The sequence below is a fragment of the Actinoplanes sp. CA-142083 genome, assembly GCF_050942195.1.
Taxonomy (GTDB): domain Bacteria; phylum Actinomycetota; class Actinomycetes; order Mycobacteriales; family Micromonosporaceae; genus Actinoplanes.
Genome location: NZ_CP192076.1, coordinates 10211693 through 10228317 on the forward strand (window position 1 = coordinate 10211693; position 16625 = coordinate 10228317).

16 protein-coding genes and 1 riboswitch are annotated in these 16625 nt (G+C 71.2%); of the genes, 4 read left to right on the forward strand and 12 right to left on the reverse strand.

Translation table 11 applies throughout. From position 1 onward, the window contains the following. Positions 1-4: 4 nt before the first annotated feature. Positions 5-143, reverse strand: a riboswitch (SAM riboswitch). 74 nt (positions 144-217) lie between these two features. From ACQPZX_RS47285 to ACQPZX_RS47300, 4 genes are read right to left on the reverse strand one after another with little or no spacing between them, the layout of a single operon-like run. Next, a complete protein-coding gene (locus ACQPZX_RS47285; protein ID WP_433371333.1) occupies positions 218-991 on the reverse strand; it encodes an ABC transporter permease in 774 nt (257 codons plus the stop codon). Next, positions 988-1716 carry an ABC transporter ATP-binding protein gene (locus ACQPZX_RS47290; RefSeq protein WP_433371336.1) on the reverse strand — a complete coding sequence of 243 codons (729 nt, stop codon included), beginning with the start codon at positions 1714-1716 and terminating at the stop codon, positions 988-990. Before ACQPZX_RS47290 ends, ACQPZX_RS47285 begins: the two co-directional genes overlap by 4 nt. A 46-nt stretch (positions 1717-1762) precedes the next feature. After that, positions 1763-2662, reverse strand: coding sequence for an ABC transporter permease (locus ACQPZX_RS47295; protein ID WP_433371339.1), 900 nt, complete (start codon positions 2660-2662; stop codon positions 1763-1765). Next, positions 2659-5454 (reverse strand): alpha/beta fold hydrolase, encoded by a 2796-nt coding sequence (locus tag ACQPZX_RS47300; protein WP_433371341.1) that lies wholly within the window; start codon positions 5452-5454, stop codon positions 2659-2661. The genes ACQPZX_RS47295 and ACQPZX_RS47300 overlap by 4 nt, the downstream gene beginning before the upstream one ends. Positions 5455-5511: 57 nt before the next feature. Between ACQPZX_RS47300 and ACQPZX_RS47305 the strand changes: the two genes are divergently transcribed. Then, positions 5512-7719, forward strand: a complete 2208-nt coding sequence (locus tag ACQPZX_RS47305) for an AAA family ATPase (RefSeq protein WP_433371344.1) — start codon at positions 5512-5514, stop codon at positions 7717-7719. On the opposite strand, the gene ACQPZX_RS47310 is transcribed toward ACQPZX_RS47305, so the two are convergent. The 7 genes from ACQPZX_RS47310 to ACQPZX_RS47340 form a co-directional block, all read right to left on the reverse strand. After that, the gene (locus ACQPZX_RS47310; protein WP_433371347.1) at positions 7716-8003 is read right to left on the reverse strand and encodes a DUF3263 domain-containing protein; all 288 of its coding nucleotides are present in this window, start codon (positions 8001-8003) and stop codon (positions 7716-7718) included. The two genes, ACQPZX_RS47305 and ACQPZX_RS47310, sit on opposite strands and share 4 nt — an antisense overlap. 81 nt (positions 8004-8084) lie before the next feature. Beyond that, positions 8085-9092 (reverse strand): ABC transporter permease subunit, encoded by a 1008-nt coding sequence (locus ACQPZX_RS47315; protein ID WP_433371350.1) that lies wholly within the window; start codon positions 9090-9092, stop codon positions 8085-8087. Further along, the gene (locus ACQPZX_RS47320; RefSeq protein ID WP_433371353.1) at positions 9089-10066 is read right to left on the reverse strand and encodes an ATP-binding cassette domain-containing protein; all 978 of its coding nucleotides are present in this window, start codon (positions 10064-10066) and stop codon (positions 9089-9091) included. Before ACQPZX_RS47320 ends, ACQPZX_RS47315 begins: the two co-directional genes overlap by 4 nt. 24 nt (positions 10067-10090) lie before the next feature. Further along, positions 10091-10468, reverse strand: coding sequence for a contact-dependent growth inhibition system immunity protein (locus ACQPZX_RS47325; protein ID WP_433371355.1), 378 nt, complete (start codon positions 10466-10468; stop codon positions 10091-10093). 1 nt (position 10469) lies between these two features. Beyond that, on the reverse strand, positions 10470-11642 hold the full coding sequence (locus ACQPZX_RS47330) for a putative T7SS-secreted protein (RefSeq protein WP_433371358.1): 1173 nt from the start codon (positions 11640-11642) through the stop codon (positions 10470-10472). Beyond that, positions 11635-11955, reverse strand: a complete 321-nt coding sequence (locus tag ACQPZX_RS47335; RefSeq protein ID WP_433371361.1) for a hypothetical protein — start codon at positions 11953-11955, stop codon at positions 11635-11637. Before ACQPZX_RS47335 ends, ACQPZX_RS47330 begins: the two co-directional genes overlap by 8 nt. A gap of 92 nt (positions 11956-12047) precedes the next feature. Beyond that, positions 12048-12833, reverse strand: a complete 786-nt coding sequence (locus ACQPZX_RS47340; protein ID WP_433371364.1) for a DeoR/GlpR family DNA-binding transcription regulator — start codon at positions 12831-12833, stop codon at positions 12048-12050. A gap of 191 nt (positions 12834-13024) precedes the next feature. Between ACQPZX_RS47340 and ACQPZX_RS47345 the strand changes: the two genes are divergently transcribed. The 3 genes from ACQPZX_RS47345 to nagA are packed head-to-tail and all read left to right on the forward strand — an operon-like array spanning position 13025 to position 15959. Next, positions 13025-13945 (forward strand): SIS domain-containing protein, encoded by a 921-nt coding sequence (locus ACQPZX_RS47345; protein ID WP_433371367.1) that lies wholly within the window; start codon positions 13025-13027, stop codon positions 13943-13945. Then, a complete protein-coding gene (locus ACQPZX_RS47350) occupies positions 13942-14865 on the forward strand; it encodes an ROK family protein (protein WP_433371369.1) in 924 nt (307 codons plus the stop codon). The genes ACQPZX_RS47345 and ACQPZX_RS47350 overlap by 4 nt, the downstream gene beginning before the upstream one ends. Continuing rightward, positions 14862-15959: an N-acetylglucosamine-6-phosphate deacetylase gene (gene nagA / locus ACQPZX_RS47355; RefSeq protein ID WP_433371372.1), complete on the forward strand. Its 1098-nt coding sequence runs from the start codon at positions 14862-14864 to the stop codon at positions 15957-15959. Before ACQPZX_RS47350 ends, nagA begins: the two co-directional genes overlap by 4 nt. Here the strand turns inward: nagA and ACQPZX_RS47360 are convergent. Next, positions 15925-16617, reverse strand: a complete 693-nt coding sequence (locus tag ACQPZX_RS47360; protein WP_433371374.1) for a phosphatase PAP2 family protein — start codon at positions 16615-16617, stop codon at positions 15925-15927. The genes nagA and ACQPZX_RS47360 overlap by 35 nt on opposite strands. Between the last annotated feature and the right edge of the window lie 8 nt (positions 16618-16625).

Genomic DNA, 16625 nt, shown 5'->3' on the forward strand with positions numbered 1-16625 from the left:
CTTCCTCTCATCTTTCCCCGCCGGCGACCTGCCGGACCGGGGACGGAATTAGCACCTGCCACGCGTGAGGCCTCTTCATCGAGACATGCGTAGTGGTTGCCGGGGCTTCATCGGGCCGTTCCCTCTGCCCCTCTGGATGAGGTATTCAGTTGTTTCCCACACCTTACGTCGTGCCCCGCGGTTCGCTCACACCCCTTCCCGAGGTGTGAGCGAAGCATCAGCGCGTCGGCAGTCGCATGAAGGCCGAGCGCGACCACAGGATGCCGACGGTGCTCAACAAGAGGGTCCAGGCCACCGCCAGGATCCAGGTGTTGCCGACCGGGGTGCCGTCGAGCAGGTGCCGCAGCGTGTCGATGATCGGGGTGAACGGCTGGTTCTCGGCGAACCACCGCACCCCGGCCGGCATCGTGTCGGTCGGGACGAACGCGCTGCTCACGAACGGGCCGAAGGTGAACAGCAGGGACAGCGAGTTGGCGCCGGCCTGGGTCTTGGCGACCATGCCGAACGCCGCGGTCATCCAGCTCACCGCGAAGGTGACCAGGGCGAGCAGGCCGGCCACGGCGAGCCAGTCGAGGCCGCTCGCCTCCGGGCGGAAACCGATCAGATAGGCAACCCCGACGACCAGGATCAGGCTGATCGCCGTACGGATGATGCTGCCGCCCACCTGGCCGGAAAGCACCGCGAAGCGGGAGATGGCCATCGTGCGCAACCGGGCGATGACGCCCTCGCTCATGTCGGTGTTGATGTTGATCGCGGTGGCCGAGCCACCCCCGCCGATCGTCATGATCAGGATGGCCGGGGCGACGTAGTTCACGTACGTGCCGCGGCCGGCGCCGCCGCTGATCGCGGTGCCGAAGACGTACACGAACAGCAGCATCATCAGCAGCGGGAAGCTGATGCCGCTGATGGTCATGATCGGGAACCGGACCATGCGTCTCATGTCCCGGCGGATCATCGTGCCCGAGTCGGCGAGCACATACGAGCTGGTCATCGGATCCCCCCGGTCAGCGTGAAGAAGACGTCGTCGAGCGTGGAGTCGGCGCCCACCGAGCTCTTGAGCTCCTCGGCGGAGCCCGAGGCGACCAGCCGGCCGTGATCGAGCAGGGCGACGGTGTCGGCGAGCCGATCGGCCTCGTCCAGGTACTGCGTGGTCAGGAAGACGGTCACGCCGTCGTTCGCCACCAGGTCGCGGACGATCTCCCAGATCGCGCGGCGGCCGCGCGGGTCGAGGCCGGTGGTCGGCTCGTCCAGGAAGATCAGCTTGGGGTCGCCGATCAGGGTCATCGCCAGGTCGAGCCGCCTTTTCATGCCGCCCGACCAGGTCATCACCGAGCGGTCGGCCGCCTCGGTCAGGTCGAAGCGCTCGAGCAGCTCGTCGGCCTTGGCCCGGCCGGCGCGGGCGCCCAGGTGCCGCAGGTCGGTGATGAGCCGCAGATTTTCCCGGCCGGACAGGATGCTGTCGACGGCCGAGAACTGGCCGGTGACGCCGAAGATCTGGCGGATCCTGCCGGGGCTGCGGCGCAGGTCGTGACCGTCGATGGTGACCTCGCCGGCGTCCGGCGCGATCAGCGTGGTGAGGATCTCGACCATGGTGGTCTTGCCGGCGCCGTTGGGCCCGAGCAGGGCGTAGACGGTGCCGGCGGGCACGTGGAAATCGATGCCGTCGAGGACGGTGAGGCTGCCGAACGACTTCCGCAGCCCGGACACGGTAATCATGCATACATACTACATATACGTATGCATGGAGTCTACGTATAGAAACCTAAGACGTGATGTCCTTCCGCGTGAAGCGCCAGAACGCCACCGACCAGAAGAGCGTCGCGTAGCAGACCGCCGCGATCGTTCCCTTGACCAGGTCGTCCACCTGCGGCGGCGTGGAGAGCAGGCCGAGCCAGGCGTCGCTGTAGTGGGTGGGCAGGCCGACCCGGATGCTGCCCAGCGCGGTGATCTGGTCGAGGATGCTGGAGAGGATCCAGAGCAGCACCGCGCCGCCCACCGCGCCCAGCGCCGCGTCGGTCGACACCGACAGCAGGAACGCGAGCCCGGCCACGACCATCAGGATCACCGCGAGGTAGGCGACGACGCCGAGCAGGCGCAGCAGCCCCTGACCGGGCGGGATGGCGGCGGCCACCGTGCTGCCGAGCGGGTGCCAGCCGTACCTCAGCGTGCCGATCAGCAGGGCGGTCGCGGTGAGCGTCAGCAGCGCGAGCAGCGAATATCCCAGCGCGACCACCAGCTTGACCGCGAGCAGCCGGGCCCGCGGCACCGGGATCGCCAGCAGGTAGCGCAGGCTGCCCCAGCTGGCCTCGCTGGCGATCGGGTCGCCGCAGAACAGCGCCACCACCACGACCAGCAGGAACCCGGCCGAGACCGCCAGGCAGAACAGCGCGAAGTTGAGCCCGCCCGAGGTGGCCAGGTCGACCAGGCTGCCGAACGCGCCGCCCCCGTTGTCGTCGTCTCCGCCGTTGCCCCCGCCGAACTCGAAGGCGACCAGGATGATGACCGGAAGCAAGACCATGAAACCCAGGGCCATTTGCGTACGCCTGCGCGTGGCCTGCCGACGCACCTCGGCCCACAGCGGCAGAGTCGCCGACGACCTCCATCCAACCGCCCCGCCCGCCGCCCTTGAACGGACTGAAGGCCTGCCCTCTACCGCGCTCATCGGTCCCCACTTCCCCGCGAGTTGTCGCCGACCAGGGCCAGGAAGGCGTCCTCGAGCCGGCGCCGCGGCACCACCCGGTCGACGTCGACCCCAGCCCGCACCAGCGACGCCACCACCTCGGCGCGAGGCGTGCCGTTCATGTCCACGATCAGCCCGTTCGGTCCGTCCGGCGTCACCGAGCGCACGCCGAGGTCCTCGAGCACCCGCGACGCCGCCGGCACGTCGGAGACGTCGAGCAGCACCGACGGGGACTCGCCGACGATCTCGTCGACCGGTCCCGACGCCACGATCCGCCCCTTGTTGACCACCACGGCATGCGTGCAGGTCTGCTCGACCTCGGCCAGCAGGTGGCTGGAGACCAGCACGGCCCGGCCGTCGGTCGCGTACCGCTTCAGGACGCGGCGCATCTCGGCGATCTGCGGCGGATCCAGCCCGTCGGTCGGCTCGTCGAGCACCAGCAGCTCGGGCAGGCCCAGCATGGCCTGGGCGATGGCGAGCCGCTGCCGCATGCCGTGGCTGTACTTGCGGGTCTTGCGGTGCACCGAGTCGCCGAGGCCGGCGATCTCGAGCGCCTCCTCGAAGTGCGCGTCCTCCTCCGGCCGGCCGGTCGCCTGCCAGTACGCCTTGAGGTTGTCGTAGCCGGACAGGTGCGGCAGGAAGCCGGGCCCCTCGACCAGCGCGCCCACCCGCGACAGGATCGGCGCGCCCGGCGTGAGCCGGTGGCCGAAGACCAGCGCGTCGCCGCCGGTCGGCATGGTCAGGCCCATCAGCACCCGCAGCGTGGTGGTCTTGCCGGCGCCGTTCGGGCCGAGCAGCCCGACGACCTGACCACGCCGCACGGTGAAGCTGATCTCCTCGACGGCGACGAACCCGTCCCCGTACGCCTTGCGCAGATCGCGCACGACCAGCGGCGTGTCGGCGTACTCGTCGATCACCTCGTCGTGCCGGCGGCGCCGCAGCCGGCGGCGCACGAGCAGCACCACCGCGAGGCCCAGCACGATCGCCACGACCAGGCCGGCGAGCACGTAGCGCCAGATCGTCTGCGGGTTGGCGATCGGGGTGCCAACCACGGTCGGCAGCGTGATCTCGCCACCGACCTGCACGGTGTAGACGGCCGGCTGCGCCGGGGTCAGGAACGCCTGGTCACTGGTGGCGACCACGACCCGTACGGTATGGCCCGCGTCGATCCGCCGCACGATCGCCGGCAGCGTGACCGTCACCTCGCTCGCCTGCTCGATCGAGGCCGGCAGGCCGGTCAGCCGCACCGGCGCGACCAGGCCGGCGCTGAGCGTCTCGGTGCCCGACTCGTCGACGTCGTAGAGCTTGACGAACAGCGTCGCCTCCCCGGTCGGCGAGGCCGCGCGCAGCCGCACCGAAGGCGAGCCCGCGACCTCGATCGCGCTGGTCACCGGCGTGGACTGGAACGTCGCGAACTGGCCCGGGATGTCACCCGCGATGCCGCCGAGCAGCTCGCTGAGCCGTCCGCCGGCGCCGGGCAGCGAGGAGAGGGCGGCGGGGTTGCCATTGGGCGGGTTGGCGATCGGCTGCGCCGATCCCGCGAGGGAGACCCGGGTGCTTCCGGTTCCGCTCATTCCCGGGTACGACTTCGTCGAGTACCCGTTCGTCACCAGCCCCCGGTCGAGGGCGCTGAAGCCGGCCACCCGCGAGTAGGTGAAGCTGTTCTCCGGGGCGTCACCGTCGCCCTTCACGTAGTGGTCGAGCCACTGGACGGTGAGGTATTTCAGCCTGTCCTGGTCGCTCTGCGGCCCGGCGCCGCCGTCGTGGCCGCCGGTGAACCAGGCAACCCGCACGGGCGTGCCGGTGGCCGCGATGCCCCGCGCGTTCGCGTCGCCCTCGGAGAGCGGGAACAGCGTGTCGACCTCGCCCTGGATCAGCAGCGTCGGCGCCTTGATCTTGTCGAGCACACTGGCCGGGCTCGACTTGCGCAGCAGCGCGAGAGTCGCCGCGTCGGGCTCGCCGGCCGTGGCCAGCTGCAGATAGGCCTTGCAGACGTCGGCCGCGAACCGCCCGCACGCGGGGTCGAGCGCGCCCGCCCCGGGAACGCCGCTGTCGCCGCCCGCCTCGTTGCTCGCGGCCTCGCCGACCGCGCTCTGGCCGACCGCCGCGCCGTTCCCGAAATAAAGGCCGGCCCAGCCCTTCTTGAACACGCCGGTCGCGGAGGTGCCGGCGGACTGCGGCAGGAAGACCTTGGTCAGGTCGTTCCACGTGATCTGCGGGACGATCGCGTCGACCCGCGGATCCTGGCCGGCCAGCAGCAGGGCCAGGCCGCCGCCGTAGGAGCCGCCGACCACGCCCACCCGCGGGTCGCCGGTCGCATCGAGCCGCACCTCGGGCCGGGCCGCCAGCCAGTCGAGCAGCCGCTGGGCGTCCTTGACCTCGTAGTCCGGGCTGTCCAGGTGAATCTGCCCGCCGCTGCGGCCGAAGCCCTGCGCCGTCCAGGTCAGCACCGCGTAGCCGCGCTCGGCCAGCGACTCGGCGTCGTCGCTCACCGAGTCCTTCGTGCCGCCGAAGCCGTGCGCGAGCAGCACCGCCGGGACCTTGCCGTCGCGATCGCGCGGCAGGTAGAAGCGGGTGTCGAGCGTGACGCTCTCGGCGTCGGCCGGCCCGGTGCGCACGGTGACCTGCTGGTCGGTGGCCTTCCACCCCGGGGTGTCGGGCCAGACCGCCCACCCGACGAGCCCGGCGACCAGCACGACAACTACCGAGCCCGCGATCACGCGGCGCTTGGTGGGCCTTGGCAGCGCCTTGCGCAGCCGGCTCGACAGTGACATGCGCCAAAGCTATCCGCCCCGATCTGAGCCTCGGCTGTGAGCGCTAGTTTGTTATCCGTGGCCGATGAACTGACTCTGACCGTGACCCTTCGGCCTGCGGCTCTGGACGCCCGTCGCGGCATCGTGCGGCTCCACCCCGAGGTGATGGCCGCTCTCGCGATCAACCCCGGTGATCCCGTACGGCTGGCCGGCAGCCGGACGACCGCAGGAGTGGCCGCGCGCGCCGAGGCCGGTGCCAGCCGGGCGCTGCTCTACGCCGACGACCTCACGATCGGCAACCTCGGCATGCGCGACGGCGGGCAGGTCACGATCGCGCCGCTGCCGGTGGTCGAGGCCCGCCGGGTCACGCTCACCGGCCCGCCCGAGATCGTCGCCGTGGTCTCCCCCGAGATGCTGCGCCTCGCCCTGCTCGGCAAGGTGGTCAGCGCCGGCGACGACGTCTCCTTGCTCCCGCAGGACGTGCTGCCCGACGCCGGCAACCGCTCGCTGGTCGAGGCGGCCCGGCGCAGCCTCGCCAACCGGGTCGGCTACGGCTGGACGAGCGCCCTGCTCACGGTCGCGGCCGTCGACGACACCGACGCCGTGCTGGTCACCATGGACACCGTGGTCGGCTGGACCGACGGCTACCACACCACCGGCGGCACCGCTGCCACCCCGGCCGTCCGTGCGAGCGCGCCGGCCGCCACCGACCCCGAGGTGCCGCCGCCCAGCCTCGACGACCTGCCCGGCCTGCGCGCCCAGGCCAAGGAGCTGGAGGAGCTGCTCGACCTCGGCTTCCACCACGGCGAGGTGCTGGCCCGGCTCGGCACCAAGGTGTCGCTCGGCGTGCTGATCTCGGGGCCGTCCGGCTCGGGCAAGTCGGCACTGGTCCGCGCGGTCGCCGCCAAGGTCGGGGCGCGCGTGGTGCCGGCCTGGGCGCCGTCGCTGGCGGCCCTCACCAACTCGGCCGCCGCCGAGCAGCTGCGGGCCCTCGCCCGCGACGCCCGTGGCAGCGGGCCCGCGGTGTTGTTGTTCGCCGACGTCGAGGCGCTCGCTCCGCGCGAGGATCCGGGGCCCCTCTCCACCGTCTTCCACCAGATGCTCGAGGAGACCGTGCGGGCCGGGGTCGCGGTGGTCTGCACGACCAGCCGGCCCGAGTCGGTCGACCCGTCGCTGCGCGCGCCCGACCTGCTCGCCGTCCAGCTGGCCGTGCCCCTTCCGGATGCGGCCATGCGCCGCGAGCAGCTCGGCGTGCTCACCCGGGGCATGCCGCTCGCCGAGGACGTGCGGCTGGACGAGGTCTCCGGCCGTACGCCCGGATTCGTCGCGGCCGACCTCGGCGCCCTCGCCCGCGAGGCCGGCGTCCGCGCCGCCCTGCGGCAGAAGGACGCCGAGTCGCCAACCGTGACCATGGCCGACTTCGACGCCGCGCTCGACGTCGTGCGGCCCACCTCGATGGCCGACTCCACGCTCGAGGTCGCCGCCGTGACCCTGGACGACGTCGGCGATCTCGAGGACGTCAAGCAGGTGCTCACCGAGTCGGTGCTGTGGCCGCTCACCTACCCCGACACGTTCGCCCGGCTCGGCGTCTCCCCGCCACGCGGCGTGCTGCTCTACGGCCCGCCCGGCTGCGGCAAGACGTACCTGGTCAAGGCGATCGCCGGCACCGGCAAGGCCAACGTGCTCTCGGTCAAGGGCGCCGAGCTGCTCAGCAAGTGGGTCGGCGACAGCGAGCGGGCCGTACGCGAGCTCTTCCGCCGGGCCCGCGAGGCCGCGCCGACGCTGGTCTTCCTCGACGAGGTGGACGCGCTCGCGCCCACCCGCGGCCAGGCCACCGACGGCGGCACCACCGACCGGGTGGTGGCGGCGCTGCTCACCGAGCTCGACGGGGTGGAGGACCTGCGCAACGTCGTGGTCGTCGGCGCCACGAACCGGCCCGACCTGATCGACCCGGCGCTGCTGCGGCCCGGCCGGCTCGAGCGCCTCGTCTACGTCCCACCGCCGGACGGTCCGGCGCGGGCGGCGATCCTGCGCGCGTCGGCGAAGAACGTGCCGCTCGACGAGTCGGTCGACATGGACGCGCTCGGCGCCGACCTCGACGGCTTCTCGGCGGCCGACTGCGCGGCGTTGATCCGCGAGTCGGCGCTGGCCGCGATGCGCGACTCACTCGAGGCGACAACCGTGACGGCCGCCAACGTGGCGACCGCCCGCGAACGCGTACGCCCATCTCTCGACCCGGCGCAGGTCGCCTGGCTCTCGGCGTACGCGAAAGAACATCAGCCCTAGCGACGGCGCGTGCGTGCCCTTGTTGCTCGGAGGCGCCGCAGGCGGCCGACGAGAACCGGATCGTGCTCGGTGGCCTCGGGCTTGTCGAGCAGGGCGTTGAGCAGCTGGTAATAGCGGGTCGAGGACAGCGCGAAGGTGTCGCGGATCGCCTGCTCCTTGGCGCCGGCGTGTTTCCACCAGCGGGCCTCGAAGGCGAGGATCTCGCGCTCGCGGTCGGTGAGGGCGGGTTTCTCCTCGGTGGCGGCGGGTCGGTCGGCTGGGGGGTCCGCGGCGGCGGGCTGCATGGTGCTCCAAAAACGAGGGCGAGGGGCCGCCAGCAGCATAAATCGCCGGCGATCCCCGCGCACGGGCAGCCCGACGCTACCTCACGTTATGTCCCGCTTACGCATTGTCCACATAGCGCCACCCACGATGAGCGCGAACAACACCGCCATCGCGCCGCCCGCCAACTGCCAGGTGATGGTCAGGGTTTCCGGCAGGCAGCCGCCGCTCGGCGAGACATCGCAGGAGGTGTAGTCCTGGGACACGTACTCCTTGTTCAGCCAGGCGTAGATCCAGAACGGCGCCAGGTAGACCTCGGGGAATTTGACGTTCGCCATGCCGAGCACCGCCAGCAGGCCGAACTGCAGCACCACGATGACGCCGATCGCCACGCCCAGCGCGGTCGCCGTGTGCCGGCCGATCGAGGCCAGGCCGAACCCGAGCGCACCGGCCAGCAGCACCAGCACCAGCGCCCGCAGCTCCATCAACCCGAACGACTGCCACGCGCCGGCGGTCATGCTGTCGACGCTGCCACGCGTCTGCGCGATGAGATAGAAGCCGGCCGTCCAGAGCGCGCCGACCACCACGGTCAGCCCGGTCATGCCGGCCAGCAGCACGGCCAGCTTCGTGCCGAGCACCTGCATCCGGCGCGGGCGCCAGAGCAGCAGGTTCATCATGCCGCCGCTGCTCCACTCGGCCCCCACGAAGGAAGCGCCCACGATGTACGCGACCAGGGCGAGCACCGCCGCGAACGTGGTGATCATCTCCGGGAAGCTCTCCCGGAAGTCGAAGGTCGGCGGCATGTACCACCGGGGATCGAAATCGGACTGCTGCGGCGGCGTGATCTCGCAGTTCGGCGGGAAGTTCGTCGCCTGCGCCGTGCCCTGCGCCGCCTGGCACTCCTGGATGATCCGGTCGGTCTCCACCACCGACCGCTGGTAGTTCTCCTGCGCCTCCGCCGTGGCCCGCGCGATGATCTCCGGGCTGGCCTTGTGGTTGGTGAGGAACACGCCGGCCGCCACCGCCGCCAGCACCAGCAGGCCGCAGAACACGAACAGCTTGGTGAACCGGCGCTTGACCAGCCGGCGCGTCTCCGCTTTGTAAAGGCTCACTGTCCCCACCCGTTCTGCGCCGCTACCTGATCGACCTGGCGGTTCTCGCCCTCGACCGGGGCGGTGCCGGTGATCTCGAGGAAGACGCTCTCCAGGTCCGCCGAGATCGGCGTGAGCTCACTGACGTAGATCTGCTTCTCGGCGAGGATCCGGGTGACCTGCGCTGGGTTGCCGGCGTTGCCGACCACGAAGTGATCGCTCTCGAGCGTCACGTCGGCCCCGTTGGTGCGCAGGATCGCGGCCGCCCCCAGCAGGTCCACCCCCGGCTCGAGCCGCACCCTCACGGACGCCGAGGAATGCCGGGCGAGCACCTCGGCGACCGACCCGGCCGCGACTCGCTTGCCCGCCGAGATGATCGTGACGTGGTCGCAGATCAGCTGGATCTCACCGAGGATGTGGCTGGACAGCAGCACCGTCATGCCTGACTCGGCGAGGTTGCGCATCAGCGTGCGCATCTCCCGGATGCCGCCCGGGTCCAGGCCGTTGGCGGGCTCGTCCAGAATCAGCAGCGCCGGCTCCTTGAGCAGCGCCGACGCGACGGCGAGCCGCTGCTTCATGCCGAGCGAGTACGTGCGCACCCGCTCCTTGGCCCGGTCGCGCAGCCCGACCAGCTCCAGGACGGCGGTGACCCGCTGCTTCTTGAGGCCGCCCGCGTCCGCCAGCAGCGAGAGCGTGTCCTGCGCACTGAAGTTCCCGAAGAACTGCGGGCTCTCCACGATCGCCCCGACCCGTCCCACGACGGCCGGCAGGCGCTTCGGCACCTCTTGCCCGAGCAGCGTCATACGGCCACCGTTGGGCCGGATCAGCCCGAGAAGCGTACGCAGCGTGGTCGTCTTGCCCGACCCGTTCGGCCCGAGGAACCCATGCACCTGCCCCGCCCCGACCACCATGTCGAACCCATCAAGGGCGCGGCGCACGCCTTTCCGGCCGCGGTAGGTTTTCCGCAGGCCGGCTATCTCGAGAACGGCATCCATGCCGCGAGACTCTAGGCACCACCGTCAATATCCGGCACCCCGAAACGCTTCCAGCTCGGCGTCCAGCCCTTCGTCACCGGCTTCAATCGCCCGCAATCGCGCCGTCTGACCGGGATGTGCAAGCCAGTATTCGGCCGGCACCCGCACCAGAAGGGCAGACAGCAGATCTCCCGGATAGAAATCACCCTCGGCAAGCGGTTCCCGCTCCACCACCTCCAGTGCGAGCGGTACCACGACGTCGCGCCCGACGTCCTGGCTCACGAGCAACCGCAGGTCCTCCACGCTCAGCGTCCCGACCGGTCGATGCCGCAGCTCATGCACGGTTCTGATCAGCCGAGTCGAGTCTTCCGGCGGATCACCCCAGTAGCTTTCCTCGATCTCCTCGAGCGACCTGTGGTCCACCTCAGCCTCCGACTCGTGGAACGAACTGCTCAGAATGATCGAGCAAGCGGCTGGCCTCCGACAACTCCGACTCGTACGCGGCCCGGTCGGCCGTCGAGGTGCCGGGGTTGGCGAGCAGCCGGTTCAGCTGGCCGATCCGCCGCACCAGTCCTCGCTGAGCATTGCGCACCTCGTCCACGTGATCCCATGGTTGGCCGGTGGGCTTCCTGGCCACGACCTCGCCGTTCAACTCTCGACGAGCCGCGTCGAGATCCCGGTCGGTGAGGTGCTCCTTCATCCGATCGGTCTTGGACGGCACCGACCGGGCCGGCGAGCTGCCGTTGAGCGGTGAGACCGCGTCGTCGCCGGCCGCGTGCTGCATGAGTGACGTGGAGGCGACGCCGGCCATGCTGGTCCCGGCCACGATGCCGGCCGCGGAGACCACGTTGAGCGGGACTCCGGCCACCGCGCCCACCCCGGTCGCGTCGAGCGCGAACCCGGCGCCCTCGCCGGTGGCACTGATCGCGGTGAGCGCGATGCCACCGACCATCGCGGCGGTCTCGCCCGGGTGATGGACCATCGCGTTGCCGAAGGACGCCAGGCCGTTGACGAGATGCGCGCCCATGTCCTTCGCGAGTCCGCCCACCCGGCCGAGCCAGCTCGACTTCTCGGGCGCGGCGTCCGCCTCCTGGCCGAGAAAGCGCGCCGCCGCATCCCCCGCGCTCCCGACCTGGCCGCGGGCCATATGCAGGATGTCCCGCGCGGACTGCCGCCCGGTGTCGCCGGTGTCCACGAAGGGCACGACGGTCTGCCCGGGCTGCGCGCCCGCAACGGCCTTCTCGTAGGCGTTACGCGCCCGCCACGACTCGGCCTCGGCGTCATCCCAGAGCCGGATCGCCTCGCCGGCCTGGCGCTGTGCCCACTCGAGCGTCCCGGCGTATGTAGCGAGAGCGTCCACCGCGGTGGCGAGGGAGTTGGCGGCCGCGTACCACTTGTTGGGCTCGTAATCGAACTTGTCGCGGAAGGCCTCGGCCGCTCTTCCGGTCCACGCGCCGGTGTCGATGTCGACCAGACCGTCGCCGGCCTTCTCGGCGTGGCCGGCCCGGACCCGCAGGACCGTTGCGTTGTCCCGGACCACGGCCGGATCACCCGGGACCAGCGCTCTCGGGTCGTGGGTCTGACCGAGCTCAGTCATCGACGACCCGCTCCGCGGGATCGGTGGTCAGCCGCCCCGCCGACGCGGAGTCCGCGTCGCGGTAGGCGCCGGCGACGGCTCCGAGCAGCTCGCCGATCGCCTCGGCGTCCTTGAGCAGAAGGTCGAGTCCGTCGCTCCACCGGTCGCAGAAGTTCTCCATGGCATGGTGCAGGCCATCGTGCCCGTACGTCCCGGAGGTGCGGTCCACCTGATCAAGTGCGGCGCCGTGCTGGTCGGCGACGCTGTGCGTGACACCGTCGGCCGCGCCCTGCAGGACGCCGACATCCGCGTGAAACCCGGGACCGTCCACCATGCCGCGCCTCGCTTCCGCCCCATCACCGTCGGGTTCGTTGCCCGCGTTCCGGATGCTAGGACCCGGTGGCAATACCTATGATGATCGATCGATTACGCGGTGATGACGTGGACGCCGGCCTCGCGGAAGGCGGCGACCGTCGCCGGCGGGGCGCCCGAGTCGGTGACCAGGGTTTCGACCTTCGTGATGGGGCAGATTCGGGCGAAGGCGTGCCCGCCCAGCTTCGAGGAGTCGGCGATCACGACGACTCGTTTCGCGCGGGCGACCATCAAGCTGTTCATCGCCGCCTCGCCCTCGTGGTGGGACGCGGCGCCCAGCTCGACGTCCAGGGCGTCGACGCCCAGCAGGACGATGTCGAGGGTCACCTCCTTCAGGAGGGCGCCGCCCAGCGGGCCCACGACCTCGAAGGACTGCGGGCGGACCACGCCGCCGGCGACCACGATCTTCATGCGGGAGCGGACCAGCAGCTCGTTCGCGATGTTCAGGGCGTTGGTGACCACCGTGAGCTGGCTGCCCTCGCCGCCCGCGTTGAGGTCCGGCCGGACCGCCAGCGCCCGCGCCACCTCGGTGACCGTCGTCCCGCCGTTGAGGCCGACCACCGTGCCGGGGGTGACCAGGCCGGCCGCGGCCTCGCCGATCCGCTGCTTCTCGGCGCTGTGCTTGGCGCTCTTGTAGCGCAGCGGCAGGTCGTACGAGACGCCGTTGGCGACGGCGCCGCCGCGGGTTCGGGTGATCATTTGCTGTTGGGCGAGCTGGTCGAAGTCGCGTCTGATGGTGGCCTGCGACACGTCGAGGCGCTCGGACGCGTCCTCGACGCTGACCCGGCCGTTCTCGGCGAGTAGCTCGAGCAGGGCATTCCACCGCGCGTACCGGTCCACCAACACACTCCGATGCACGTTCTGTGATAAGTGTGTGCACATTAGTGCGCGAAAGGCCGGGAAGCAAAGCTCCGCGCTGCGCGGTCGGCGACTGACGGTTGCGTCGGTGCGTCCGTTCCGCGCAGAATGGCGCTCGAAAAAGCGGGGAACCGAGCGCTTATGCGCATCCGCGACGGTGTGAAGGGTGGCCCATGACGCACGTCAAGGCGGAGATCGCGAGCCAGCCGGACTGCTGGCGTCTCGCCGCGAAACTGGCGGACTCCCGGGGCCTTCCGGCCCGCGGCGAGCGGGTCGCGGTGGTCGGTTGCGGCACGTCGTGGTTCATGGCGATGGCGTACGCGTCCTTGCGCGAACGCGCCGGCGAGGGCGAGACCGACGCGTTCCAGGCCTCCGAGTTCCCGCACGGCCGGCGCTACGACCGGATCGTGGCGATCACCCGCTCCGGCACCACCACCGAGATCGTCGAGCTGCTCGACGCCGCCGGCGGCACCCCGACGACAGTGCTGACCGCCGACTCGGCACAACCGGCGGCGGCCAGGGCCACCGACGCGATCGTGCTCGACTTCGCCGACGAGGAGTCGGTGGTGCAGACCCGCTTCGCCACCAGCGCCCTCGCGCTGCTGCGCGCCCACCTCGGCGAGGAGATCGACCCGGTGGCCGCGGACGCCGAGGTCGCGGTGCGCCTGCCGCTGCCGGTGCACCCGGCGCTGGCCGAGCAGATCACTTTCCTGGGCCGCGGCTGGACGGTCGGCCTCGCCCACGAGGCGGCGCTCAAGTGCCGCGAGGCCGCCTCCTACTGGGCCGAGGCGTACCCGGCCATGGACTACCGGCACGGGCCCATCTCGATCGCCGGGCCGCGCCGCGTGGTGTGGGCCTTCGGCGACGTCCCGGTGGGGCTGGCCGACGACGTGGAGGCGACCGGCGCCTCGTTCGTGCACAGCCGCTACCACGGTGGGTACGCCGCGCTGGGCCGCTGGTGCGGCGGCCGGGCCCCGCTCGACCCGATGGCTGACCTGGTGCTGGCCCAGCGGGTGGCGGTGCTGCTCGCGACCAGCCAGGGCCTCGACCCCGACAGCCCGCGCCACCTGACCCGGTCGGTAGTGCTCGGGTGAGCAACCACGTCGTCGTTGCCCTCGACGTCGGCGGCACGGGAATGAAGTGCGCGCTGGTCCGCCCGGACGGAGCGGTTCACCACGAGGAGCGGCATCCCACCCTGGCCGCCCGCGGCCCCGAGGCGGTCACCGAGAACATCCTCCAGATCGCGGCCGGCCTGGCCGGCAAGGCCCGCGCGGACGGCCTCGAGCCGGTGGCGGTGGGCATCGCGGTCCCGGGCGTCGTCGACGAGGAGAACGGCGTCGCGGTCTGGTCGTCCAACGTCGGCTTCCGGGACGTGCCGATCAAGGCCAAGCTCGAGGAGCGCGTCGGCCTGCCCGCGACGCTGGGCCATGACGTACGCGTCGGTGGCATCGCCGAAGCCCGCCTGGGCGCCGGCAAGGGCGAGCGCCACGTGCTGTTCGCCGCGATCGGCACCGGCATCGCCGCCGCTCTCGTCGTGAACGGCGCCGGCTACAACGGTGCCCACGGCGCGGCCGGCGAGCTCGGCCACATTGTCGTCCGCCCCGGCGGCACCCCCTGCCCGTGCGGCGCCCGCGGCTGCCTGGAGGCCATCGCCTCCGCCCGGGCGATCGGTGCCCGTTACGCCGAGTTGTCCGGCAAAAACGATGTAACGGCGTTTGACGTCGTCACCAGCATAAAAACCGACAAAGTCGCAAGGCGCGTCTGGCACGAGGCCATCGAGGCCCTCGCCGACGGGCTGATCACCGCACAGGCCTTGTTCGACGTGAGCGTCCTCGTTCTCGGCGGCGGCCTGGCAGAGGCCGGCGACACCCTCCTTCTCCCCCTCAAGAAAGAGATGGAGAAGCGGCTGACCTTCCACCGCATGCCCAAGATCGTCAAAGCGGCCCTCGGCGACACCGCCGGCTGCAAGGGCGCTGCCCTCCTGGCCCTCGACCACCTGGAGCAGAGCAAGTGACCCGCATCAGCGGCCGCATCGTCCGTCCCGGCGCGGTCGTCCCCGGCCACGTCGAGATCGACGGCCCCACGATCATCGACGTGGCGGCGGGCAACCGGGCCGGCGACGACATCATCGTGCCCGGCTTCGTCGACCTGCACTGCCACGGCGGCGGCGGGCACACGTTCACCACCGGCGACGCCGCCGAGGCCCGGGCCGCGGCCGCGTTCCACCTCGGACACGGCACCACCACGATGCTCGCCAGCCTGGTCAGCTCGCCCTTCGAGCTGATGCGCGACGCCACCCGCGAGTACCTCCCGCTGATCGAGGACCGGACGCTCGCGGGCGTGCACTACGAGGGCCCGTATCTGTCGGGAGCCCGCTGCGGCGCGCAGAACCCCGAGTTCCTCCGCGACCCGTCCGTGGCTGAGCTCACCGAGCTGATCAAGGTGGGCGAGTCCCGGGCCGTACGCATGGTGACCATCGCCCCCGAACTGCCCGGCGCCACCGAAGCGATCGCCTTCCTGCGGGAGCACGGGGTGCTGGCGGCCGTGGGACACACCGATGCGACGTACGCGGAAACCGAAGCCGGCATTGCCGCGGGCGCGACCGTCGGCACCCACCTGTTCAACGGCATGCGTCCGCCGCACCACCGCGAGCCGGGACCGGTGATCGGGCTGCTCGACTCGATCGCGGTGTGCGAGCTGATCGCGGACAACATCCACCTGCACCCCGGCATGCTGGCCTTCGCCGCCCGGAGCGCCGGCCCGGACCGCGCCGCCCTGATCACCGACGCCATGGACGCCACCGGCATGCCGGACGGCACCTACGACCTGGGCGGCCAGGAGGTCATCGTGGCCGACCGGGTGGCCCGGCTGGCCCGCAACGGCTCGATCGCCGGCAGCACGCTGACCATGGACGCGGCGCTGCGCAACACGGTCGCCGCCGGGATCCCGCTCGAGGACGCCGCCGCGATGGCCTCGACCACTCCGGCCCGGGCGCTGGGTCTCGACGACGAGGTGGGCGCCCTGGAGGCGGGCCTGCGGGCCGATCTGGTGGTGCTCGACGCCGACCTGCAGGTCAAGCGCGTGATGCGGGCAGGAATCTGGGTATGAAGCGGTAGATAAGGCGCGCCAGGACGAGGCCCAGAAGCACCCCGGCGATCGAGTCGGTCAGCCAGTGGAATCCGGTGTAGACAGTGGTGCAGAAGAGGATCACCACCGGAACGACCCGAATTGCCCAGAACTCCCACTGCACAAGCGGTCGTCGCAGGATAAAAGCGACAAGTATCGCGATCACCGCGTACCACGCGAGCGAGTTGCCCATGTGCCCCGAGGGATAGCTCATCGCCTCGACGCCGGACGCGTAGGGGTTGAACATCACCACGGCGTCGGGCCCGTCGAAGCGCGGCGCGGCCCGATCAGCCCAGATCTTGAGCGGGCCGATCGTGATGTAGGTCAGCACGAACGCCGCCGCGAACGGCAGCACCGCCCGCCACGACCGGGTGCGATAGGCCAGGATGCCGGTCAGGATCAGCGCCACCGGCATGAGCACCTGGCCGCCCTGCCCCAGGTAGTTGAAGACCCGCGCGGTCCAGTAGACCGGCGCCGGCTGGTGCGCGAAGGCCCAGTCGGCCACCCGCTGATCGAGCGTCAGCAGGTGGCCCTGGGCCAGCGCGAAGGTGAGCCCGGCGAACGCCGCGACCAGCACGATGTCGAACCACCAGCCCAGCATCGGGCGGGTGCGTGCGGGCGGCGGGAGCGTCTGGGTCACGCCTCAAA

What these genes read in the sequence shown, in the direction of transcription:
- ACQPZX_RS47345 (WP_433371367.1), top strand. Translation starts at nt 13,025, where the DNA reads ATGACGCACGTCAAGGCGGAGATCGCGAGCCAGCCGGACTGCTGGCGT.
- ACQPZX_RS47290 (WP_433371336.1), bottom strand. Translation starts at nt 1,716, where the DNA reads ATGATTACCGTGTCCGGGCTGCGGAAGTCGTTCGGCAGCCTCACCGTC.
- ACQPZX_RS47295 (WP_433371339.1), bottom strand. Translation starts at nt 2,662, where the DNA reads ATGAGCGCGGTAGAGGGCAGGCCTTCAGTCCGTTCAAGGGCGGCGGGC.
- ACQPZX_RS47285 (WP_433371333.1), bottom strand. Translation starts at nt 991, where the DNA reads ATGACCAGCTCGTATGTGCTCGCCGACTCGGGCACGATGATCCGCCGG.
- ACQPZX_RS47330 (WP_433371358.1), bottom strand. Translation starts at nt 11,642, where the DNA reads ATGACTGAGCTCGGTCAGACCCACGACCCGAGAGCGCTGGTCCCGGGT.
- ACQPZX_RS47335 (WP_433371361.1), bottom strand. Translation starts at nt 11,955, where the DNA reads ATGGTGGACGGTCCCGGGTTTCACGCGGATGTCGGCGTCCTGCAGGGC.
- ACQPZX_RS47300 (WP_433371341.1), bottom strand. Translation starts at nt 5,454, where the DNA reads ATGTCACTGTCGAGCCGGCTGCGCAAGGCGCTGCCAAGGCCCACCAAG.
- ACQPZX_RS47310 (WP_433371347.1), bottom strand. Translation starts at nt 8,003, where the DNA reads ATGCAGCCCGCCGCCGCGGACCCCCCAGCCGACCGACCCGCCGCCACC.
- ACQPZX_RS47320 (WP_433371353.1), bottom strand. Translation starts at nt 10,066, where the DNA reads ATGGATGCCGTTCTCGAGATAGCCGGCCTGCGGAAAACCTACCGCGGC.